Source organism: Modestobacter sp. VKM Ac-2985 (genome assembly GCF_026967925.1).
Taxonomy (GTDB): domain Bacteria; phylum Actinomycetota; class Actinomycetes; order Mycobacteriales; family Geodermatophilaceae; genus Modestobacter.
Map to the genome: position 1 here is coordinate 1844320 of NZ_JAPVBI010000001.1, position 21926 is coordinate 1866245.

The 21926-nt window shown below is 75.9% G+C and carries 21 protein-coding genes; 9 read left to right on the plus strand and 12 right to left on the minus strand.

Annotated elements, in window-relative coordinates; translation table 11 throughout:
- The first annotated feature begins 52 nt into the window (after positions 1-52).
- Entirely contained in the window at positions 53-412 is a 360-nt protein-coding gene (locus O2V61_RS08800) for an ArsR/SmtB family transcription factor (RefSeq protein ID WP_269182909.1), read from the plus strand.
- A gap of 18 nt (positions 413-430) precedes the next feature.
- Here the strand turns inward: O2V61_RS08800 and O2V61_RS08805 are convergent, their stop codons facing one another.
- A complete protein-coding gene (locus tag O2V61_RS08805; protein ID WP_269182910.1) occupies positions 431-1225 on the minus strand; it encodes a DUF998 domain-containing protein in 795 nt (264 codons plus the stop codon).
- 49 nt (positions 1226-1274) lie between these two features.
- Between O2V61_RS08805 and O2V61_RS08810 the strand changes: the two genes are divergently transcribed.
- Complete coding sequence (locus O2V61_RS08810; protein WP_269182911.1) at positions 1275-1607, plus strand: YnfA family protein; 333 nt, start codon at positions 1275-1277, stop codon at positions 1605-1607.
- Between the two features lie 9 nt (positions 1608-1616).
- On the opposite strand, the gene O2V61_RS08815 is transcribed toward O2V61_RS08810, so the two are convergent.
- Positions 1617-2042 (minus strand): hypothetical protein, encoded by a 426-nt coding sequence (locus tag O2V61_RS08815; protein ID WP_269182912.1) that lies wholly within the window; start codon positions 2040-2042, stop codon positions 1617-1619.
- Between the two features lie 103 nt (positions 2043-2145).
- Here O2V61_RS08815 and O2V61_RS08820 point away from each other — a divergent pair, with 103 nt between their 5' ends.
- Both O2V61_RS08820 and O2V61_RS08825 read left to right on the plus strand, forming a co-directional pair.
- Positions 2146-3663, plus strand: a complete 1518-nt coding sequence (locus O2V61_RS08820) for a Mur ligase family protein (protein WP_269182913.1) — start codon at positions 2146-2148, stop codon at positions 3661-3663.
- A gap of 45 nt (positions 3664-3708) precedes the next feature.
- Entirely contained in the window at positions 3709-4920 is a 1212-nt protein-coding gene (locus O2V61_RS08825) for an MFS transporter (protein WP_269182914.1), read from the plus strand.
- 142 nt (positions 4921-5062) lie between these two features.
- On the opposite strand, the gene O2V61_RS08830 is transcribed toward O2V61_RS08825, so the two are convergent.
- The 3 genes from O2V61_RS08830 to O2V61_RS08840 all read right to left on the minus strand — a co-directional run bounded on the left by O2V61_RS08830 (position 5063) and on the right by O2V61_RS08840 (position 6340).
- Positions 5063-5266, minus strand: coding sequence for a hypothetical protein (locus O2V61_RS08830; protein ID WP_269182915.1), 204 nt, complete (start codon positions 5264-5266; stop codon positions 5063-5065).
- A gap of 98 nt (positions 5267-5364) precedes the next feature.
- On the minus strand, positions 5365-5682 hold the full coding sequence (locus O2V61_RS08835) for a hypothetical protein (protein ID WP_269182916.1): 318 nt from the start codon (positions 5680-5682) through the stop codon (positions 5365-5367).
- A 4-nt stretch (positions 5683-5686) separates the two neighbouring features.
- A complete protein-coding gene (locus tag O2V61_RS08840) occupies positions 5687-6340 on the minus strand; it encodes a DJ-1/PfpI family protein (protein ID WP_269182917.1) in 654 nt (217 codons plus the stop codon).
- A 118-nt stretch (positions 6341-6458) separates the two neighbouring features.
- Here O2V61_RS08840 and O2V61_RS08845 point away from each other — a divergent pair, with 118 nt between their 5' ends.
- Entirely contained in the window at positions 6459-7397 is a 939-nt protein-coding gene (locus O2V61_RS08845; RefSeq protein WP_269182918.1) for a GlxA family transcriptional regulator, read from the plus strand.
- A gap of 117 nt (positions 7398-7514) precedes the next feature.
- Here the strand turns inward: O2V61_RS08845 and O2V61_RS08850 are convergent, their stop codons facing one another.
- From O2V61_RS08850 to hrpB, 7 genes are all read right to left on the minus strand, one after another.
- Positions 7515-7991: a hypothetical protein gene (locus O2V61_RS08850; RefSeq protein WP_269182919.1), complete on the minus strand. Its 477-nt coding sequence runs from the start codon at positions 7989-7991 to the stop codon at positions 7515-7517.
- A gap of 18 nt (positions 7992-8009) precedes the next feature.
- Positions 8010-8345: a hypothetical protein gene (locus O2V61_RS08855; protein ID WP_269182920.1), complete on the minus strand. Its 336-nt coding sequence runs from the start codon at positions 8343-8345 to the stop codon at positions 8010-8012.
- A gap of 252 nt (positions 8346-8597) precedes the next feature.
- The gene (gene malQ, locus O2V61_RS08860) at positions 8598-10574 is read right to left on the minus strand and encodes a 4-alpha-glucanotransferase (protein WP_269182921.1); all 1977 of its coding nucleotides are present in this window, start codon (positions 10572-10574) and stop codon (positions 8598-8600) included.
- Positions 10575-10631: 57 nt separating this feature from the next.
- The gene (locus tag O2V61_RS08865; protein ID WP_269182922.1) at positions 10632-11861 is read right to left on the minus strand and encodes an MFS transporter; all 1230 of its coding nucleotides are present in this window, start codon (positions 11859-11861) and stop codon (positions 10632-10634) included.
- On the minus strand, positions 11858-12454 hold the full coding sequence (locus O2V61_RS08870) for a TetR/AcrR family transcriptional regulator (protein WP_269182923.1): 597 nt from the start codon (positions 12452-12454) through the stop codon (positions 11858-11860). The genes O2V61_RS08865 and O2V61_RS08870 overlap by 4 nt, the downstream gene beginning before the upstream one ends.
- Entirely contained in the window at positions 12451-13020 is a 570-nt protein-coding gene (locus O2V61_RS08875) for a sugar O-acetyltransferase (RefSeq protein ID WP_269182924.1), read from the minus strand. Before O2V61_RS08875 ends, O2V61_RS08870 begins: the two co-directional genes overlap by 4 nt.
- Positions 13021-13059: 39 nt before the next feature.
- Positions 13060-15543 carry an ATP-dependent helicase HrpB gene (gene hrpB, locus O2V61_RS08880; protein ID WP_269182925.1) on the minus strand — a complete coding sequence of 828 codons (2484 nt, stop codon included), beginning with the start codon at positions 15541-15543 and terminating at the stop codon, positions 13060-13062.
- Positions 15544-15650: 107 nt separating this feature from the next.
- Between hrpB and O2V61_RS08885 the strand changes: the two genes are divergently transcribed.
- The 4 genes from O2V61_RS08885 to O2V61_RS08900 all read left to right on the plus strand — a co-directional run bounded on the left by O2V61_RS08885 (position 15651) and on the right by O2V61_RS08900 (position 21914).
- Positions 15651-17741: an elongation factor G-like protein EF-G2 gene (locus tag O2V61_RS08885; protein WP_269182926.1), complete on the plus strand. Its 2091-nt coding sequence runs from the start codon at positions 15651-15653 to the stop codon at positions 17739-17741.
- 45 nt (positions 17742-17786) lie between these two features.
- Positions 17787-19469, plus strand: a complete 1683-nt coding sequence (locus O2V61_RS08890; RefSeq protein ID WP_269182927.1) for an SLC13 family permease — start codon at positions 17787-17789, stop codon at positions 19467-19469.
- Positions 19470-19602: 133 nt separating this feature from the next.
- Positions 19603-20808 (plus strand): cation:proton antiporter domain-containing protein, encoded by a 1206-nt coding sequence (locus O2V61_RS08895; protein WP_269182928.1) that lies wholly within the window; start codon positions 19603-19605, stop codon positions 20806-20808.
- A gap of 56 nt (positions 20809-20864) precedes the next feature.
- The gene (locus O2V61_RS08900) at positions 20865-21914 is read left to right on the plus strand and encodes a TIGR03885 family FMN-dependent LLM class oxidoreductase (RefSeq protein ID WP_269182929.1); all 1050 of its coding nucleotides are present in this window, start codon (positions 20865-20867) and stop codon (positions 21912-21914) included.
- Positions 21915-21926: the final 12 nt, after the last annotated feature.

A 21926-nucleotide genomic window follows, 5' to 3' on the forward strand; every position in this document is an offset into this window, starting at 1 on the left:
CGTTAACAGCGAATGCTGTTGACAACAACCGTCGTGTGGCAGACTGGTCGGCATGCGCCAGGACCTGGACGTGCGACTGCTCGACGTCGACGAGCTGACCTCTCCCGCCGACCGTGCCCGCCTGCTCGCCCCGCAGCTCAAGGCGCTCGGTGACCCGAACCGGCTGCACCTGCTCCTGCTGCTGGCCGAGGGCCCGCGCACGGTCCGGGAGCTGACCGACGCCGCCGGCATGAGCCAGACCCTGGTCAGCCACCACCTGGCGCCGCTGCGCGAGCAGGGCCTGGTCAGCATCACGCCGAAGGGCCGCAGCAACGTCTACGCGCTGTGCTGCGAGGCCCTCGCCGGGCCGGTGAAGGCGCTGGCCACGCTGGCCGCGCTGACCCCCGAGGGCGCCGACGCCTGCTGCTCCTGACCTGACCCGGGCCGTCCGTCAGCGCCGGCGGGGAGCCCAGGGGTCGTCGGGGTCGAAGTCGTCGAACTCGTCCGCCGCCGTGCCTGCGGTGCTCGCGCCCGGGGCCGGGCGGGCCGCGGCCTCCAGGGCGGCGTCCCGCTCCGCGGCCCGCTGGGCCCGCTCCAGCCGGGCGTCCTCGCGCAGCTGCCGGCGGCTCGGCGTCCCGTCGGGGTTGGTGAGCGCCAGCCAGTCGTCCTTCTGCCGCCACAGCAACGCACCGGCCAGCGGGAGGCCCAGCGGCACGACGTAGCCGGCCACCCGCTCCATGCCGCCCTCGCCGAGGCCGACGAAGACGGCCGAGGCGAAGAAGATCGTCGCGATGACGCCGACCAGCCCGAGCAGGGCCAGCGTGGTGCCCAGCGGCTCCGAGCGCGGCCGCACCCCGTAGGCCAGCGCGATCAGCCCGATCCCGCCGCCGAGGAAGTGCGCGCCGGCCGCGATCGCGTGGACCGTCGTGTTGCCGTCGGAGGGGAAGAGCCCGACCAGGAGCACCCCGAGCCCGGCCACGACCAGCACCGGGCGGGCCAGTCGGCCACCCGTGCCGGCCAGTCCCGGCCGCAGCAGCAGTGCCCCGGCGATGATCAGCACCCCCTGCAGGACGAAGGAGGCGTTCATCAGCAGCCGGGCGGGCGAGGCCGCCGTCCCCAGGTCGCTGATCACGTCCGCCGAGTACGAGTAGCCCTCGTACTGCAGCGCCGCGATCGCCTCGACGACGAAGAACTGCAGGGTCAGCACCCACGCGAGCCCGCCCCAGCGGTACCGGCTGTCCGTCACGGTGAGCCATGGTCCCAGCCCCGGCTGTGCGACCGGGAGACTGGCCGGTGTGACCATCCGCTCCATCGCCCTGTTCGTGCTCGCCGCCCTGCTGGAGATCGGCGGCGCCTGGCTGGTCTGGCAGGGCCTGCGGGAGCACCGCGGCTGGCTGTGGGTGGGCATCGGGATGGTGTCGCTGGCGCTCTACGGCATGGTCGCCACGCTGCAGCCGGAGGCCGCCTTCGGCCGCGTGCTCGCCGCCTACGGCGGGGTCTTCGTCGCCGGGTCACTGCTCTGGGGGATGGCCGCCGACGGCTTCCGGCCCGACCGCTGGGACGTCGGCGGTGCGCTGGTCTGCCTGCTCGGCGTCGCGCTGATCATGTACGCGCCCCGGGGCGCCTGAGCAGCTCGTTCAGGCGGTGACCCCGGCGTGGGTGAGCACGGCGGCGTACTGGGCGGGCGACAGCCACGACGGGTTGCTCCCCGCGGGCATCCGCAGCACCTCCGCCGAGCGGGTCTCCGGGTCGGCCAGCAGGTCCGCCCGGTCCACCGGGTGGGCCAGCCGGGTCCACCGGACGGCGACCGCCGGCCCGCCCGGGGCCGCGGCGTCCACCGGCCCGGCCAGCTCACCGAGGGCGTGCACCCCGGGCCGGTCGCGGCCGCTCACCCACAGCAGGCACGGCCGGCCCGGGGTCAGCAGCGTCAGCCGGTAGGAGGGCCGGACGCACCGGTCCAGCACGGCGACGGCGCCGGGCCGCCAGTCGGGGAGCAGCGCCTCCGGCGGCCGGCTGCTCTTCAGCACCCAGCAGGCGACGTCCTCGGCGGTCAGCTGCGGCACGTCCGGAGCCAACCAGGTCGCCCCGCGTGTCGGCGAGGGGGTCGGTGGCGCGCCACCGGATCTCGTGCTGCCGAGTGCCGGCCGCTCGCCTACCGTCGGCCGCGTGTCGCTCCCCGCGGTGCCCTGGGCATCCGTCGAGTCCCGTGCCCGCACCGTGGCCGCCGGCCCCGTCGTCCGCTCCGGAGGCGAGGACCACCTGCTGTTGCACGGACTGGTCACCGACTCCCGGGCGGTGACCCCCGGCTGCCTGTTCGCCTGCGTGCGCGGGGCGCACAGTGACGGACACCGGTTCGCCGCGTCGGCCCTGGCCCGTGGCGCCGCGGCGCTCCTCGTCGACCGGCCCCTGCCGGTGGCGGCGCCCCAGCTGCTGGTGCCCTCGGTCCGGGCCCTGCTCGGCCCGCTGGGCGCGTTGCTGGCCGGGGACCCCGGAGAGCAGCTGCGGCTGGTCGGCGTGACCGGCAGCAACGGCAAGACGACGACCAGCACGCTGGTGCGCGGGGTGCTCGAGGCAGCGGGGGAGTGCGCCGGGGTGGTCACCACGCTGGGCGCCCGGGTCGACGGGCAGACCCGGGGCACCCGGCTGACCACCCCCGAGGCACCGGAACTGCACGGGCTGCTGCGCTGGATGCTCGAGGCGGGCGCGACCAGTGCCGTGGTCGAGGCCTCCTCCATCGCGCTGGACGTCGGCCGGGTCGACGCCGTCCACGTCGAGGTGGCGGTCTTCACCGGCTTCGAGGAGGACCATCTCGACCACCACGGCACGATCGAGCAGTACTGGGCGAGCAAGGCGCTGCTGTTCACCCCCGAGCGCACCGACAGCGCCGTCGTCGTGGTCGACGACCCGTGGGGACGCCGGCTGGCCGACCAGGCTCGGGTGCCGGTGACCCGGGTGGCCACCCAGCCAGGGGTGGCGGCCGACGTCCGGGTGCTGGCCTGGCACACCGGCGCGGACGGCACCAGCCTGGTCGTCGAGGACGGCGGTGGGCGGCACTGGGTCTGCTCCCCGCTGGTCGGCCGGGTGCACGTCGGCAACATCGCCGCGGCCTGGGCGACCGGCCGCTCGCTCGGGCTGCCGGCGGACACGATCGCCGCCGGCCTGGCCGCCACCGCGGCACCGGCGGGGCGCAACACCCTGCTGCGCGGACCGGGCGGTCCCCTCGTCGTCGTCGACTACGCCCACACCCCCCGAGCGCTGGCCGCCGCCGTGCAGACCGCCCGTGACCTCACCGGACCCGGCGGTCAGGTGCACCTGGTGCTCGGGGCCCGCGGCCGCCGCGACCGGTACAAACGCCAGGGGCTCGGCGTCTCCGCCCGCGCCGCGGACGTGGTGTGGCTGACCAACGAGGGCAGTCACGGGGAGCGCCCGGAGGCGATCGTCGAGGAGCTGCGGGTCGGTCTGATCGGCAGCACCGCGACCGTGCACACCGTGCTGGACCGCCGGGAGGCGATCACCGCCGCCGTCGATGCCGCCGGCAGCCGGGACGTGGTGCTCCTCGTCGGTCGCGGCCACGAGACCACGCTCACCGACGGCGGCGCCCCCGTGCCCTTCGACGACGCCGAGGTGGCGCAGGAGGCGCTGGACTCCCGGGCCGCCGAGCTGGTGGAGGACCAGGCCTGCTGACCCCCCGCGCTGGGTGCCGAGCTCCACCCGGGCAGGCTCCCGGGCGTGACGACGGGGGAGTGGCCGGGCCACCGGGCCGGTGAGCCCGCCTTCCGCCGGGCCGCCACCGCCGTCTTCCTCGCCGGCATCGCCGTCTTCGTCAGCCTGTACGCCCCGCAGGCGCTGCTGCCGGAGTTCAGCCGCTCCTTCGGGGTGACCCCGGCGGCCTCCACCCTGGTCATCTCGGTCAGCACCGCCGCGCTGGCCGTGGGCCTGCTGGTGCTCGGGCCGCTCTCGGACCGCCGCGGCCGCACCGGCATCCTGCACGCCAGCCTCGCCGCCGCCGCGGTGCTCGCCGTGCTGATCACGCTGGCCCCCGGGTGGGAGGCGCTGCTGGTGCTCCGCGGTCTGCAGGGCTTCGCCCTGGCCGGGCTGCCCGCCGTGGCGGTGGCCTACCTGCGGGAGGAGCTGCACCCGGCGATGAGCTCGCGGGCGATCGGGCTCTACGTCAGCGGCACCGCGATCGGCGGCCTGTCCGGCCGGTTGCTCACCGGTGTCCTCACCGAGCTGGGCGGCTGGCGGACGGCGCTGGGCGGTGCGGCCGTGGTGGCCGTCGGCTGCGCGGTCGCCGTCCGGCTGCTGCTGCCCCCCGCCCGCCGGTTCACCCCGCTGCTCCGGCAGGGGCGGCTGCTGCGCCAGCTGGGTTCAGCGTTCACCGATCCGGCGCTGCTGGCGCTGTACGGGCTGGCCGCGCTGCTGATGGGCGGGTTCGTCGCCGTCTACAACGCCGGCACGTTCCGGCTGGAGTCCGAGCCCTACTCGCTGACGCCCGCGGTGGCCGGGCTGGTGTTCCTGGCCTACCTGCTCGGTTCGGCGAGCTCACCGACTGCCGGCTGGCTGGCCGACCGGCTGGGGCGGCGCGTGGTGGTGCCCGGCGCCGTGGCGCTGATGGCGGCGGGGATCGCCCTGACCCTGCCGACGCCGCTGTGGTGCGTCGTCCTGGGGCTGTGCGTGCTGACCGTCGGGTTCTTCGCCGCCCACGGCGTGGCCAGCGGCTGGGTCGCGGCGCGGGCCCAGCTGGGCGGACGGCCGGTCGGTCAGGCGGCCTCGCTGTACTCGTTCTGGTACTACGTCGGCTCCTCGGTGGGCGGCACGGCTGCCGGCCGGGCCTGGCAGGAGGCCGGCTGGCCCGGGGTCGTGCTGCTCGCCGGCGGGTGTGCGCTCGCAGCCCTGGTGCTCACCGGAGCGCTCGGCCGCACCCGCTCGCTGCAGCCCTGACCCGGACGCCTTGACCCGCACGCGACGAGGGCGGCACCCCGGGTGGTTTCCGGTGCGCCGCCCTCGTCGGAGTTCGGTCGGCTCAGGCCCTGCTTGCTCAGGCCCTGCTCGCTCGAGTCCTGGTGACTCAGGTCCTGGTGACTCAGGCCTCGGTGGCGTCGTGCTCGTAGGCGCCGGCCGGGTCGGCGTCGTCGGACTGCACTGCCTGGCGCTCGAGCTCGGTGCGGTGCTCGAGGGCCTCGTCGGACAGGTGCGGGTCCTTGGCGTGCTCGGTGCGGTCCCGGGGGGCCGGCTCCTCGGGGGTGATCACGTCGTCGAGCGTCGGCTCGTCGTGCGGGCTGGTCATCGCGTCCTCCGCTCTCGTGGCCCGGCGGCTCCGGGCGGCGTCCCCTCCCCGGTATCCCGAGAGGGTGCCTGCGCAAACCGGCCCGGTCGCGGGCACGGTCAGCCCGGGAGGCGGTGCCCGGTCACGGTGGACTGCGGGAGACGGCCGGCGCGGGAGTGGCCGTGCAGCTCGTCGCCGGCGACGACGACGTCGAAGGCCAGGGTGAGCCGCAGCGGCCGGGTGATGGTCTGCGTCCACGTCACCCGTTCCCCGTCCTGGTGGGGCGCCGTCCGGACGTCGTGCAGTGGGACCGTCTCGCCCTTCCCGGCGGCCTGGCCGGTGAGGCCGTCGTCGTGCTCGGTGAACGTCATCTCTGCCTCGATGCTGCCGATCGGGGTCCGCATGCGCAGGGCCCAGCGGCCGGGGAGCTGGCTCACGGGGTCAGGCCGGGAGGGGCTGGGAGCCGATGGGGCGCCAGACGGTGCCGCGGCGTTCGTGCTCGAAGAGCTCCTCTACCGCGTGGGCGACCTGCGGCCCGAACTGCCGGTCCAGCAGGTGCAGCGCGAGCTCCAGGCCGGAGGTGACCCCGCCGGCGCTGACCAGGTCGCCGTCGTCGACGACCCGGGCGTGGACGACGTGGGTGCCGGTGGCCTCGAGGACGTCGTTGCCCAGGTGGTGGGTCACGGCGTGACGCCCCTCGAGCAGTCCGGCCATGGCCAGCGCGAGGGACCCGCCGCACACCGTGGCCACCACGGTGTCCGGTGCGCTGAACGCCTGCCGCACCTTGCCGGGCAGGCCGGTCTCACCCACGCGGGCCAGCAGGACGGGGATGGTGTCCACGACGTCGGGGTCGGCGGACACCGGGCCGGCTGCGCCCGGCACGATCACGAAGCCCGGTTCGGTGGGGGCGAGCACGTGGGTGGCGGTGAGCTGCAGGCCACCGGTGCCGCTGGTGACCGGGCCCGGGGCGTCGATGCCGACCAGCCGGACCTCGAGCCGGCCGCCGACTGCGGCAGCGCCGGCGCTGAGCACCTCGAAGGGTGCGATGACGTCCAGCGGGTCGAACCCGTCGAACAAGACGATCTGGGCCAGCACAGGGCTTCCTCTCTCGGGGGTGTGCGGCGAGCGTAGGAACTGTCGAGGCCGTCGCACGAGTGGCTCATCAGCCATGCTCCGCAACCATCTCGCCATGCCCAGCGTTACCGTCCACGGCGTGCACACCGTTGCGGTCCTGGCCCTGGACGGCGTCATCGCCTTCGACCTCGCCACACCGGTCGAGGTGTTCGGCCGTACCGCCGTCGACGGCGCGCCCGCCTACGAGGTGGTCGTCGCCGGTCCCCGGCGGACCGTCTCCGCCGGGCCGATGTCGTTGTCGGTACCGCACGGCCTCGACCGGCTGATCGCTGCGGACACCGTGGTCGTCCCGGGCCGGAGCGATCCCAGCGCCTCACCGGAGCCCAGGGCGCTGGCCGCCCTCCAGGAGGCGGCCCGGCGGGGCGCGCGCATCGCGTCCATCTGCGTCGGCGCCCTCGACCTCGCTGCCGCCGGACTGCTCGACGGGCTGCGGGCAACGACCCACTGGCAGGCCGCCGGCGTCCTCGCCGCCCGGTACCCGGCGGTCGACGTCGACGCCGGTTCCCTGTTCGTGGACAACGGGCAGGTCCTCACCTCCGCCGGCGCGGCGGCCGGCCTGGACCTGTGCCTGCACATGATCTCCCGGGACCACGGGGGAGCGGTGGCCGCCGAGGCCGCCCGGACCGCGGTGGTGCCGCTCACCCGGGACGCCGGCCAGGCGCAGTACATCCGGGACGACGGACTGGGCAACGGCGGGCTGGCGGCGACGCTGCAGTGGATCGAGGAGCACGCAGCCGGGCCCGTGACCATCGCCGACATCGCCCAGGTGAGCGCCGTCAGCGTGCGGACCCTGAACCGCCGCTTCGCCGACGAGGTCGGCACCACTCCCAGCGCCTGGCTCACCCGGTCCCGGGTCCGGCGGGCGCAACGACTGCTGGAGACCACCGATTGGTCCGTCGAGCGCATCGCCACGGCCAGCGGCCTCGGCTCGGCCACCAACCTCCGGGCGCGGTTCTCCGCCGTCGTCGGCACCAGCCCCACGCGCTACCGGACCGCGCTCGGCACCGCCGGGCACTGATTCGCCTCATACCGGTGGCCCGGATGTGGTGGCGCAGAGCCGGCTGCTCGCCCCGGTCGGGGTGCACGGCCACGGACTCGTCCCGTCGCCAGCTGCCGGGCCGCACGCGGGCGCCGGTCAGGCCTCTGGCGGACCCGAGTGAGGTGACGGTGGTCGGGGCGACGGTCCTGAGAGGAGCGGGATCGGGGGAGGCGGTGGTGTGCCGGCCGGGAGCAGCTCCACGACCTGGTCGCCGACGTGCACCCGCGTGGTCGAGTGGAGGTCCAGCCCGGTGGGCGGCTCGATCAGCGTCGTGTACGAGGCGAGGTCGGCGGTCATCACGTCGACGGAGCCCGGGGGGAGCGGGGCGGTCTCCCGCCGGCCGATCGTCAGCGTCAGCTCGCCGTCCTGCACCCGCGCGGCCCGGGGCACGGTGGGATGACTGCTGCTGCCCCAGGTGGTCACCGCGAGGAGGGCGCCGTCCTCGACCCACCGGACGCCGACGCCGGGGTGGTGCTCCCCGGGGTACGGCAGGGCCCCGATGACCGGCAGCTCCCTGCCGTCCGGCCGGCCCTGGGCGCGGACGACGACCGGCTGGTCCTGCTCTTCCGTCATGCCGCGCACGGTAGGGGGTCAGCCCTGGCTGAGCTGCTCAGCGGGCAGCCACGCCTCGACCAGCACGGGGCCGTGCGCGCCGACGACGGTGTAGGCGACCCGGCCGTGCCAGCCGTCCTCCCGCTGCCGCCACTCCACCAGCAGCCCCGGCCAGGTGCCGGGTGCGTCGGGCGGGTCCTGTACCCAGCAGTGCCGGCCGTGCCCGTTGCCCGCCGGTCGCCGGACCTCGGCGGCCGGTCGGGCGGGCGGCTCCGGCGGGGCAGGCGGCTCCGGCGGGGGAGCGGATACGCCGGAGCGGGCGGCGCGGTCGGCCAGCGACCCGCCGTGCCGCCCGCGCTGCATCCCCCCGGCCACCCGGACATCGTCGCACGGATTCGAACACACGTTCGACCAGGGCCACCCGGGTGTCGAGTGTCAGCAGAACGGGCTTCCCGCCCTCGGGATGCCCGCTCAGCTGTCACTCGGTGACGGCCCCGCTGGGTTGCTGGACCCCCACGACCGGGCGGCGGCGGCGCTCGGCCGGCCGCCGGGCCGGGTCAGCTCCGCCCGACCGCGGGCTGGTGGCTGTCTCGCGATCGTCGAGGCAGCCACCAGCCCGGTCTCGGCTCACCGGTGCTTGGTGCGGGTGCTCCGGCCGGTGCTCTTGCTGCGCTTCCCGCTCTTGACCTTGCCCTTGGTGGTGACCGGGTGCAGCCCCGCGTTCAGCACGCCCGCGACGGCCTGGACGCCGGGGTGCGCGGCCAGCTCCTCGGTGGGCACCGGCAGCGGCAGGCACCAGTTGGGCCGGGCGTTCGCACCGGGCATGTTGGGCCGGCGCTCCTCGGCGAGCGCGTCGTCCAGCGTCGCCGACAGCAGGGTCGAGGGCGCGGTGGCCAGTTGCCGGTGGGCGGCCTCCACCGCCTCGGCCGGGGTGGCGTCCTCGGCGATGAACTCCAGGTGCCCGAGCAGCGAGGCGCGGCCGCGCAGCAGCTCCTCCTCGGTGCCCAGCCCGCGGTCCCGCTGCTCGGCGAGGTCGGACCCGGTCCACAGCCCGGCCACCGTCGGCAGGTCGTGGGTGGTGATCGCGGCCATCGCCTCGGCCGGCCACTGGGCGGGCTCGTCGTCCTCGAACCACAGCAGCCGGTAGGAGAGGATGCCGTGCTCGGCCATCGCCTCCCGGACGCCGTCCTCGACGGTGCCCAGGTCCTCGCCGACGACGATCGCCTGCGCGCGGTGGCTCTCCAGCGCGACGATGTCGAGCAGGTCCTCGTGCGGGTAGCGGACGTAGGCGCCCTCGGCCGCGCCGCCGTCGGAGGGCACCCACCACAGCCGGAACAGGCCCATCACGTGGTCGACCCGCAGGCCGCCGGCGCCGGCCATGGTCGCCCGGATCGACTGGATGAACGGCTCGTAGTCGGCGGCCTGCAGCCGCCAGGGCACCAGCGGGGGTGAACCCCAGTCCTGGCCCTGGCTGTTGAAGGCGTCCGGCGGCGCCCCGACGCTCACCCCCTGGGCCAGCACGTCCTGCCAGGCCCAGGCGTCCGCACCGCCGCCGGCCACCCCGATCGGCAGGTCCTGGATCACGGTGGTGCCCTCGGTGGCCGCGCGCAGCTGGACGTCGAGCAGCCACTGCAGCCAGGCGTGGAAGGCGATCTCCCGGTCGTGGCCGGCGACGAAGTCGGCCACGCCCGAGCCGCGGGGGTCGCGGAGCGGCTCGGGCCAGGTGTGCCAGTCCGGGCCGTGCTCGTCGGCGATCGTGCACCAGGTGGCCCAGTCCATCAACGGCTGGCCCTCGTGCCACCACCAGTCGCGGAAGGGCCCCTCGTCGACACCGGCGTCGAAGACCCGCTGGAGCACCCGGCGCTTGAGCGCCCAGATGGCGTCGCGGTCGATGAGCTCGCCGTCGTTGAGCGCCCGGCCGGCGTCGGCCTCCACGTCGACGGCGTCGGCACCGGGCACCTCGGTGACCCGCAGGTAGACCGGGTTGCGGAACCGGCGGGTGGCCGGCAGGTAGGGGCTGTCCTCCTGGCCCGGCGTCGGGGCGACCGCGTGCAGCGGGTTGACCAGCACGAAGCCGGCGCCCTGCGCCTGGGCGAGCTCGCGCACGGTGCGCAGGTCGCCGAGGTCGCCGATGCCCCAGCTCTCCCGGCCGCGGGTGGCGTAGAGCTGCACCGCCCAGCCCCAGGCCCGCCAGCCCTCGGGCAGCCAGCAGCGCCCGGGGGAGACGATCAGCCGGCGTTCCCGGCCGTCGGGGGTGCGCAGTCGGTGGTAGCCGAGCGGGAAGTCCTCGGGCAGCTCGCCGTCGATCTGGCGGGTCCGCCCGTCCTCGCACTCGACGTCGGCGAGGTCGACCTCCAGGGCGTCCCCGGGCCGGGCGACGATCGGGGCGCGGTCCGGCAGGTCCGCGGGCGGGGTGCCGATCACCTCCCGCAGCCGGTCGATCGTCGACTGCGCGACGGTGTGCTCCTCGTCGAGGGCGTCGAGCCAGCTGGCGTCGATGCCCCACGCGTCCGTGGTCGGGGCGTCCGTGGTCGGGGCGCCCGTCGTCGGCGCGTCCGTGGGCGGGGCGGTCGCGGACTTCGGCGGTGGGGCGGTGCTGGTCACCCCCCGATCCTCACCGGTCCCGGCGGGCTCTGCCCACTGGGGTCGCTGCGGAGGCGGTCACACCCGCTGCTCCGGCGTCCGGTCCGGGGCCGGGACGGTCCCGGCAGGAGGGCGGAGCGAGCCGGCGACCAGGACGGCGACGCCGAGCAGGACGGCGACGACGGTGAGCGCGCGCAGCACGGTGACCTGCTGCCCGAGGAGCCCGATCAGCGGCGGCCCGGCGAGGAAGGCGCAGTAGCCGATGGAGGCGACGACGCTGACCCGGGAGGCGGCCTTCGCCGGGTCGTCGGCGGCGGCGCTCATCCCGGTGGGGAAGCCCAGGGAGGCGCCGGCGCCCCACAGCAGGGCGCCGAGGAAGGCGACCGGCGGGGAGCCGAACACGAACAGCAGCAGCCCGACGACGGCCAGCCCGGCCAGCAGCCGGATCACCGGCACCCGGCCGTACCGGTCCAGCAGCGCGCCGCCGAACCAGCGGGCCAGGGTCATCGCGGTGAGGAACAGCGCGAAGCCCAGGGTGCCGGCCGTCTCCGAGGTGCCGTGGTCGTCGATCAGCGCCACCGCGAGCCAGTCGTTGGCGGCGCCCTCGGCGAAGGAGAAGGCCAGCACGACCACCCCGATCACCAGGGTGCGCGGCTCGCGCCAGGCGGACAGCGCGCTCACCCGCTCGGTCGGGACGCCGTCGGGATCGGTGTCGACGTCGGGGACGAACCCCCGGGTGGTCAGCGGCACGACCGCCGCGACCAGCACCGCGACCCCGGCCAGGTGGAGCGGCACCGGCACGTCGAGGGCGACCATCGCCGTCCCCAGGAGCGCGCCGATGACCGTGCCCAGGCTGAAGCCGGCGTGGAACCGGGACATCACCACCCGGCCCAGGTGCCGCTCGACCACGGCGCCCTGGACGTTCATCCCGACGTCCCATGCGCCGTTGGACAGGCCCATCACGAACAGCCCGGCCGTCAGCACCGCCACCGAGGTGACCGAGCCGACCGCGATGACGCCCATCGCCGCGGCGAGCACGAGCGCCATGACGATCACCGTGGCGCGCGAGCCGATCCACCCGATCAGGGTGCCGGCGAGGGGCAGGGCGATCACCGAGCCGGCCGCGATGGCCAGCAGCACCAGGCCGAGTGCGGCCGGGTCGAGGTCGAGCCGGTCGCGGACCTGGGGGATCCGGCTGGCCCAGCTGGCGAAGGCGAACCCCGCGCCGATGAAGGCGACGTAGACCGCCCGCATGGCCGTGGTCACCTGGGCCGGGTCGGGTGACCGGCGGACGTCGGTGCTGGTCACCGTGGAGGCTCCTGGGAGTTCGTGGGGCGTACGGCCCGGGCGATGATCTCGTGGGTCTCGGCGCGGGAGACCGGCCGGGTGGAGAGGACCTTGTGCATCACCAGGCCCTCGATCAGCCCGTCCAGCCCGCGGGAGGTGGTCGGGTCGACGAACCGCTCCAGCACGCTGCGGCTGCGGCGCATCCACGACTCGGTGACCGTGCGCAGCCCGGGGTCGCGCAGCGCGGCGAGGAAGAGCTCGTAGGCGACCGCCCAGTCGCGGTCGTCGGCGTCGGCATCGGCGTGGATCAGGTCGGTCACCGCGTCGACGACGTCCGCGACGCTGCCGACCTCGGCGAAGTGCGCCTCGTACTTCACCGCCATCCGCTCGGCGTGCAGCGCGAAGGCCTGCGCACGCAGGTCGTCCAGGCCGGTGAAGTGGTAGGTCAGCGAGCCCAGCGGGACGTCGGCGGCCGCGGCGATCAGCCGGTGGGTGGTGCCGGCGACGCCGTGCTCGGCGATCACGTCGACGGTCGCCTCGACGATCCGCTGCCGTCGGTCGGGGTCGTGCCGCCGCACCGGCCGGTCGTGCGGTTCGGGGGCGTCAGTGGTCACGGCAGCGGCCGGACGACCCGGGCCGGGCTGCCGACCGCGACGACGTCGGCGGGCAGGTCACGCGTCACCACGGACCCGGCACCGACCACGGTGTTGGCGCCGATCGAGACGCCGGGGCAGACGATCACGCCGCCGCCGAGCCAGACGTTGTCCCCGATCACGATCGGCTCGGCGGACTCCCACTTGTCCCGCCGGGGGCCGGCCTCCAGCGGGTGGGTCGCGGTGAGCAGCTGGACGTTCGGGCCCAGCTGCACGTCGTCGCCGATGATGACCCGGGCGACGTCCAGGCAGACCAGCCCGAAGTTCACGAAGGTGCGCGACCCGACCGTGGTGTGCCGGCCGTAGTCGCAGTGGAACGGCGGGCGGATCTCGCTGCCCGCGCCGAAGGCGCCCAGCAGCTCCTCCAGCACGGCGCGGCGGGCCGCGCCGTCGGTGGGGTCCATGGTGTTGTAGCGGTGCGACAGCCCCTGCGCGCGGGTGCTCGCAGCGGCGATCTGGGGGTCGTCGGCGACGTAGGGGTCGCCGGCCGTCATCCGCTCGTACATCGAGCGCCCGTCGCTGCTCATGCGTACGACCGTACACATCATGTGTACAGCCGTACACGGTCAGGTCCCGCGGGGCTTGGCCCGGCGGGTCGGGACGGCGGTGGCCGGGTCCTCCGGCCAGGGATGGCGGGGGTAGCGGCCGCGCAGCTCGCTGCGCACCGCCGGGTAGCCGGTGACCCAGAAACCGGCCAGGTCCGCAGTCGTCGCGACCACCCGGGAGGCGGGGGAGAGCAGCTGCAGGCGCAGCGGCCGGCCGGCGACCACCGGGGCCGCCGCCCAGCCGAACACCTCCTGCACCCGCACCGACAGGGTCGGCACCTCGGGGTCGGCGTAGTCGACCCGCACGTTGGAGCCGGTGGGCACCTCGACCCGTTCGGGCACCAGCTCGTCCAGCCGGCCGGCCAGCTGCCAGGGCAGCAGCCCGCGCAGCGCCGCGGTGAGGTCCACCCGGGCGAGGTCCCGGCGGCTGCGGGCGCCGGACAGTGCCGCGCCGTCGGCCAGCGCGGCGAGCAGCGACTCGTCGTCCACCGCCGGCCACGGCTCGCCCAGCCCGGCGTGCGCGGCGGCCAGCCGTTCGCGCAGCGCCCGGGCGGCCGGCGTCCAGCTCAGCAGGGCGAGCCCGTCCCGGCGCAGCCCCTCCGCCAGAGCCGCGCGGACGGCGGTCGGGTCCGGGTCGGGCAGCGGGCGCTCGGCGAGCACGATCGCGCCCAGCCGCTCCACCCGGGCGGCCCGGACGTCGCCGTCCCGCCAGCTGATCTCCGGCCCGTCGGTGTGCGCGGCCGCCCCCGCCGCCAGCGCGGTCGCCTCGTCGATCGCGATCGCGACCGCGGCCCGCACCCGCGCGTCACGGCGCCCGGGCGCGCGGTCGGCCGCGGCCACGGCCAGCCAGTCCGCCCCGGACAGCGCGGTCCCGGGCGCCAGTTCCGCGCCGGTGCCCGCGGCCAGCAGGTAGGTGCGCTGGGCCTCCGGACGGCGGCGGGCCAGCCACTCCGGGTGCGCCAGCCCGACGAGGAGCCCCGCGGCGGCGTCGTCCGGCAGCCCGGTGTCCGGCGCCGACGGGGCCGCCCGGGTCAGCCGGGCCACCTCGTCCCGCCAGCGGGCCGCCGGGCCGCCGGACTGGCCGCGCAGCGACCGCCACTCGGCGACCAGGTCGTCGGAGCGGGGTGCGACGTCACCGGACAGCAGCGCCACGACCTCGGCCGCACGCCGCCGGCCCACCTGCGCGGCGCCGTCGAGCAGTGCCCGGGCCAGCCGCGGGTGCGCCCCGACGGCGGTCAGCGCCCGGCCGCGCGGGGTGACCCGGCCGCCGTCGTCCACCGCGCCCAGCCGGCGCAGCGTCGCTCGGGCCACGGCGAACGCGGCCTCCGGCGGTGCGTCCGGCAACGCGAGCCCGGCGCCGTCCGGGGCGCCCCACACCGCCAGCTCCAGCGCCAGCCCGGTCAGGTCGGCGAGGGCGACCTCCGGCTCGGCAGCCGCGGGCAGCCGGTCGTGCTCGGCGGCCGACCACAGCCGGTACACCCGCCCGGGCGCCTCCCGGCCGGCCCGCCCGGCGCGCTGCACCGCCGAGGAGCGGGAGACCCGGACGGTGACCAGTGCGCCCATCCCGCGGGCCACGTCGAACCGCGGCACCCGGGCCAGGCCGGCGTCGACCACCGTGCGCACCCCGGGCACGGTCAGGCTGGTCTCGGCGACGTCGGTCGACAGGACCACCCGGCGGCGCGGGCCCGGGGTGAGGGCGGCGTCCTGCTGGTCGGGTGGCAGCCGGCCGTGCAGCGGCCGGACGTCGGCGTCCACGCCGGTCAGCAGGCCGGCGACCCGGCCGATCTCGGCCGCGCCGGGGAGGAAGACCAGCACGTCGCCGGTGGTCTCGGCCAGCGCCCGACGCACGGTGCCGGCGACCGCGGCCAGCAGCCGCGGGTCCACGACGGTGCCGTGCGGCGGGGCGACCGGCGGGCTGGGCGGGCACCAGATCGGCTCCACCTCGTGCAGCGAGCCGGTCGCCTGGACGACCGGCGCACCGCCCATCAGGGCAGCCAGCCGGTCGGCCGCGGCGGTCGCCGACATGGCCAGCAGCTCCAGCTCCGGGCGCAGCGCCGCCCGGACGTCGAGGGTGAAGGCCAGCGCGAGGTCGGTGTCCAGCTGCCGTTCGTGGCACTCGTCGAGCACCACGGCCGACACCCCGGGCAGCTCGGGGTCGGCCTGCAGCCGGCGGACCAGCAGGCCGGTGGTGACCACCTCGACGCGGGTGGCGTCGCTGCGCCGGCTGTCGCCGCGCACGCTGTAGCCCACGGAGCGTCCCACCGGCTCGCCCAGCAGCGCGGCCATCCGGCGGGCGGCGGCCCGGGCGGCCACCCGCCGCGGCTCGGCCACCAGGACCCGGCCGGGCAGTCGGTCGGCCAGCGCGAGCGGGACCAGCGTGGTCTTGCCCGTGCCCGGCGGGGCGACCAGCACCGCAGCGCCGGCCGCGGTCAGCGCCGTGTCGAGTGCGGGCAGCACCGAGCGGACCGGCAGGTCGGTCCCGGGCGTCCCTGGCGGCGGCAGCACGCCGGCCAGTCTCGCCTGCGGTGCAGACCCGAGCCCGCCCAGGACTTGTCCGGGTCGGCATCCGGGGCCAGGGTGGGCACCTGGGACGACGACGTCCGGAGGTCTGCGTGGCGACGCACAGCGGCAGCGGCAACCGAACCGGCGTGGGTGCACCGGCACCCCGCCCGCCCGAGCGGGTGCGCAACGTGGCGCTGGTGGGTCGCGCCGGCGCGGGCAAGACCACCCTGGCCGAGGCGTTGCTGGTGGCTGCCGGGGCGCTGCCCCGCGGTGGCCGGGTGGAGGACGGCACCACCTGCCTGGACACCGAGGAGGTGGAGGTCCGGCTCCAGCACTCGGTCTCGTTGCACGCCGCGACGGTCGAGCACGCCGGCCACCGGGTCACCCTCCTGGACACCCCGGGCGCCCCGGACTTCGTCGGCGAGCTGCGGGCGGCGCTGCGGGCCGCCGACGCCGCGCTGGTCGTCGTCTCCGCGGTGACCGGGGTGGACGCCGGCACCGTGCAGGTGTGGGACGAGTGCGCCGCCGCCGGGCTGCCGCGGGCGGTGGTGGTCACCCAGGTCGACCGGCCGCGGGCCGACGTCCCGGCCGTCGTGCGGAGCTGCCGGGAGCTGCTCGGCGCCGGGGTCCACCCGCTGCACGTGCTCGGGGACGACGGCGCGCTCACCTCGCTGCTGGAGCCGCTGCCCGGGAACCCGGAGCGCGACCGGCTGCGGGCCGAGCTGATCGAGGGGGTGATCGCCGAGAGCGAGGACGAGACGCTGATGGACCGCTACCTCGCCGGCGAGCCGATCGAGGTCGCCGACCTGGTCGCCGACCTGGAGACGGCGGTCGCCCGCGGGGACTTCCACCCGGTGCTGTGCGCCGCCCCGCCCACCGGGCTCGGGGTGGGGGAGCTGCTGGACCTGCTGGTGAGCGCCTTCCCCTCGCCGCTCGAACGCCCGTGCCCACCCGTCGTCCGGCCGGACGGACGGCCGGCCGGGCACGTGGGATGCGACCCGGCCGGGCCGCTCGTCGCCGAGGTGGTGCGGACGACGACCGACCCCTACCTCGGCCGGATCTCCCTCGTCCGGGTCTTCTCCGGCACCCTGCGACCCGATGCCCCGGTGCACGTCTGCGGCGCCGGATCGGGGCACGGCTGGGGCGAGCAGCACCCCGACCACGACGCCGACGAGCGGGTCGGGGGCATCGCCGCCGTGCTGGGCAGCACGCTCCGGCCGGTCGCCGAGTGCCCGGCCGGTGACCTCTGCGCGGTCGCCCGGCTGACCAGCGCCGAGACCGGCGACACCCTGTCGGACCCGGAGCACCCGCTGGTGGTGCCGCCCTGGCCGCTGCCGGACCCGCAGCTGCCGGTGGCGGTCGAGGCGGCCTCGCGCAGCGACGAGGACCGGCTGGCCGCCGCGCTGACCCGGCTGGCCGCCGAGGACCCGGCGGTGCGGGTGGAGCGGCGTCCGGACACCGGGCAGCTGCTGCTGTGGTGCGTGGGCGACGCGCACGCCGAGGTGCTGCTGGACCGGCTGCGCGGCCGGTACGGCGTCGCGGTGCAGACCCCGCCGGTCCGGGTGCCGCTGGTGGAGACGCTCGCCGGCCCGGCCACCGTGACCGGGCGGCACGTCAAGCAGTCCGGCGGGCACGGCCAGTACGCCGTGGTGGTCCTCGAGGCCCGGCCGGGGCCGCCCGGGTCCGGGGTCACCTTCAGCCAGCGGGTGGTCGGCGGGGCGGTGCCCACCCAGTTCCACGGCAGCGTGGAGAAGGGCGTGCGCGCCCAGGCCGCCCGCGGGGTGAGCGCGAACCGGCCGCTGGTCGACGTGGAGGTGGTCCTCGTCGACGGCAAGGCGCACTCCGTCGACTCCTCCGACGCCGCGTTCTCCGCCGCCGGCGCGCTCGCCCTGCGCGAGCTCGCCGCCGCGGCCGGCACCCAGGTGCTGGAGCCGTGGTGCGCCGTGGAGGTGACGGTGCCCGCCGAGCACGTCGGCCCGGTCCTCGGTGACCTCGCCGGGCGGCGGGCCCGGGTCACCGGGAGCGCCGCCGACCCCGCGCGGGAGGAGACGACGGTGCACGCCGAGGTGCCGGAGCGGGAGCTGATCACCTACCCGCGCGCGCTGCGGTCGGTGTCGCACGGCACCGGCCGGTTCACCCGCCGCCCGCTGGGCCACGAGCCGGCCCCGGCCGCCGTCGTCGCCGACCTGCAACCGGCCTGAGCCCGGGCCGGCGGCACCGGTCGAGCGACGAGGAGAGGAGCCACCGTGGCACGACGGGGAGACCAGCAGGCGCCCGGCGCCGAGGTGACCGACCGCAGCAAGCCGGCGACCGGCCGGGGTGGGGAGCAGTCGAACGTCACCGACACGTCGGTCCCGCCCGGCCGCCAGTGGGCGGGCCGGATCGGGGGGCCGGTCGCCGCGCTGGTCGTCTACTTCCTGCTCCGTCAGGACGACGCCCTGAGCACCGCCGGCCGGACGACGGCGGCGATCGGCGTGCTGCTCGCCGTCTGGTGGATGACCGAGGCGCTCCCGCTGCCGGCGACCGCGCTGGTGCCGATCGTCGCCTTCCCGCTGCTGGGCGTGCTGTCGGTGGCGGAGGCGACCGCGCCCTACGCCAACTCGAACATCTTCCTGTTCATGGGCGGGTTCATGATCGCCCTGGCCATGCAGAAGTGGGAGCTGCACCGGCGGATCGCGCTGCTCACCGTGCGGGCGGTGGGCACCAAGCCACCCCGGCTGATCGCCGGGTTCATGCTCGCCACCGCCTTCCTGAGCATGTGGGTGAGCAACACCGCGACCACGGTGCTGATGCTGCCCATCGGGCTCAGCGTGCTGATGCTCGTGCTGGACCGGGTGGCCGCCGGCAGCGCCGACGCCGAGGCCGTCGCGGCGGCCACCGACACCGACGGCGGCACCGGCGGCGACACCCCGGGTGACGGCGGCCCGGCGGTCACCGAGCTGATCCAGGACTCCGACACCCGCAACTTCGCCGTCGCGATGATGCTGGGCATCGCCTACGCGGCCAGCATCGGCTCGCTCGCCACGCTGATCGGCACGCCGCCCAACCTCATCCTCGCCGCCTTCGTGGAGCAGAACTACGACATCGAGCTGGGCTTCGGCGAGTGGATGCTGATGGGATTGCCGCTGGCCGCGGTCTTCCTGGTGCTGGCCTGGCTGGTGCTCACCAAGGTGGTGTTCCGTTCCGGGCTGCGCGAGATCCCCGGCGGGAAGCGGGTGATCCAGTCCGAGATCGAGAAGCTCGGCTCGATGTCCCGGGGCGAGTGGACCGTGCTGGTGGTGTTCGTGACCACCGCGCTGCTGTGGGTGTTCCGCCAGCCGCTGACCGGCTGGGGCGCGCTGACCGACGTGCTGCCGTTCGTGGCCAACCTCGACGACGCCACCATCGCCATCGCCGCGGCCGTCGCGCTGTTCCTCATCCCGGTCAAGGCCCGGGAGGGCGTCTCCGCGCTGGACTGGCAGCAGGCGCAGAAGCTCCCCTGGGGCGTGCTGCTGCTCTTCGGCGGGGGCCTGAGCCTGGCCGCCGCGGTGCAGGCGAGCGGGCTGGACGAGTACGTGGGCAACCAGGTGGGGGCCGTCGGGACGCTGCCGGCCATCGTCCTCGTGGTCGTGACCGCTGCCGTGGTCCTGCTGCTCACCGAGGTCACCAGCAACACGGCGACGGCGGCGGCCTTCCTGCCGGTCCTCGGCGGGGTCGCCCTCGGGCTCGACCTCTTCCCGCTGGTGCTCCTGGTGCCCGCGGCGCTGGCCGCCACCTGCGCGTTCATGCTGCCGGTGGCCACCCCGCCGAACGCGATCGTGTTCGGCTCCGGCTACGTCACGATCGGGCAGATGATCCGGGCCGGCGCCGTCCTCAACGTGATCGGCATCGTGCTGATCACCGCCGCGGTCTACTTCCTCGGCGGGGTCGCCCTGGGCATCACCTTCTGACCTCCTCACCCGCCGGCCGCGGGACCAGGGGCCGGCCCGGCGTTTCCCGCCGGGCGGCCGGTGGGCACGGGGCGCCGGGGCACGTGACCGGCGCGTCGTCCTGCCGCACCCGAGCCGGGGGGAGGGGGACGTCGTGGAGGACCTGCACCTGGGCTATGCGCTCGTCGGCAGCCTCGCGGTGGCCCTGGCCGCGCTGTCCAGCAAGATGCGCGAGCTGCCGTTCAGCGAGCCGTTGCTGGCGCTGGTGCTCGGGGTGGTCGTCGGCCCGCAGGTCCTGGGGCTGATCGAGGTGGCCGAGGCGACGCGGTCGACGTTGGTCGAGGAGACCGCGCGCGTGCTGCTCGCCGTGTCGCTGATCGGCGTGGCCCTGCGCTACCCGGTGCGCCGGCTGCGCCCGATCGTCACCCCGGCCGCGCTGCTGGTGACGGCCGGGATGGCCGGGATGGCGGTGCTCTCCGCCGGGCTGGCCTGGCTGGTGCTCGGCGTCCCGCTGGCGCTGGCGGCGCTCATCGGCGCCTGCATCACGCCCACCGATCCGGTGCTGGCCTCCAGCGTGGTCACCGGGGAGCCGGCCGAGGAGCACCTGCCGGCCCGCACCCGCCAGCTGCTGTCGGCCGAGTCGGGCACCAACGACGGGCTGGCGCTGCCGCTCGTGCTGCTGGGGATCGCCCTCGTGCTGGGGGACTCCCTGGGGCACGCCGCCCTGGACGGCGTCTACCAGGTGGTCGTCGCCGTGGTCGTCGGCACCGTGGTCGGGTGGATCGCCGGGCGTGCGGTCAGCTTCGCGATCAGCCGCAACGACGTCTCCGAAGGCGCCTCGCTGGTGTTCACGCTGGTCCTGGCCATCGCGGTCCTCGGCATCGCCCGGATCGCCAACGCCGACGGCATCCTCGCGGTCTTCGTCGCCGGGCTGGCCTACAACGTCGCCGTCGGGCAGGACGAGGTCGGCCCGCAGAACACCATCGACGAAGGCGTCAACCGGTACCTGGTGCTCCCGCTGTTCCTGCTGCTGGGCATCCTGCTGCCCTGGTCGGCCTGGGCGGACCTCGGCTGGACGGCGCTGGTCTTCCCGGTGGCCGTGCTGCTGCTCCGGCGTCCCCCCGTGCTGCTCGCGCTGATGCGGCCGCTGGGGCTGCAGCTGCGGGACGCGGTGTTCCTGGGCTGGTTCGGGCCGATCGGGGTGAGCGCGCTGTTCTACCTGACCTTCAGCGAGGAGGAGGGCGTGACCGATCCCCGGCTGTGGGCGGCGGGCACCCTGGTGGTCGCGGCCAGCACGGTCGCACACGGGATCACCTCGGCACCCGGCCGCCGGATCTACCGCCGGGTGGCGGGCACCTGATCGTTGCCGCCTGCACTCACCCTGCGGATGATCACCACTGCCGGTAGGCATGCGGCATGACGGTGATCGGCTTCCACAACTCCCACGAGCAGGTGCACCCCAGCGACCTGCTCCGCGCGGTGCAGCACGCCGAGCAGGTGGGCTTCACCGCGGCGATGTGCTCCGACCACCTCGAGCCGTGGAACCCACGGCAGGGCGAGTCGGGGTTCGCCTGGTCCTGGCTGGGCGCGGCCATGGCGACCACCGGGCTGCCGTTCGGGGCGGTCAACGCCCCCGGGCAGCGCTACCACCCGGTGATCATCGCCCAGGCGATCGCGACCCTGGGCTCGATGTTCCCCGGCCGGTTCTGGGTCGCGCTGGGCTCCGGTGAGGCGATGAACGAGCACATCACCGGGCACGTCTGGCCGCGCAAGGAGCTGCGCGACGCGCGGCTGCGCGAGTGCGTGGACATCATCCGGGCGCTGCTGGCCGGTGAGGAGGTCAGCCACGACGGGCTGGTCACCGTCGACCGGGCCCGGATCTGGACCCTGCCCGAGCAGCAGCCGGCGCTCATCGCCCCGGCCGTGACGGCGAAGACCGCCGCCCGGCACGCCGAGTGGGCCGACGGCCTGGTCACCATCAACCAGCCGCACGACGTGCTGCGCGAGGTCATCGCCGCCTACCGGGACGCCGGCGGCCAGGGGACGCTCGCCATCCAGGTGCACGTCTCCTGGGACCCCGACCACGACCGCGCCGTCGCGCTGGCCCACGACCAGTGGCGCAGCAACGTCTTCCCGCCGCCGCTGTGCTGGGACCTGGACAGCACCACGGCCTTCGACCAGGCCAGCGCGCACGTCAGCCCGGAGGCCGTGGGGGAGTCGGTCCGCATCTCCAGCGACCTGGCCCAGCACGCGGCCTGGATCCAGGAGTACGTGGACCTCGGGTTCGACCAGGTCCACCTGCACCACGTGCCCAAGGAGCAGCTGCCCTTCCTGGACGCCTTCGGGGAGCACGTCCTGCCCCAGCTGGACGTCACCGCACCGGCCCCCGCGGTCGCGATCGACCCACCCGGCCCGGTCGAGCCCCGCCGCCCGGCGCAGGCCCCCGAGCCCGCGATCCTGGACTGAGGAGCGTCACCG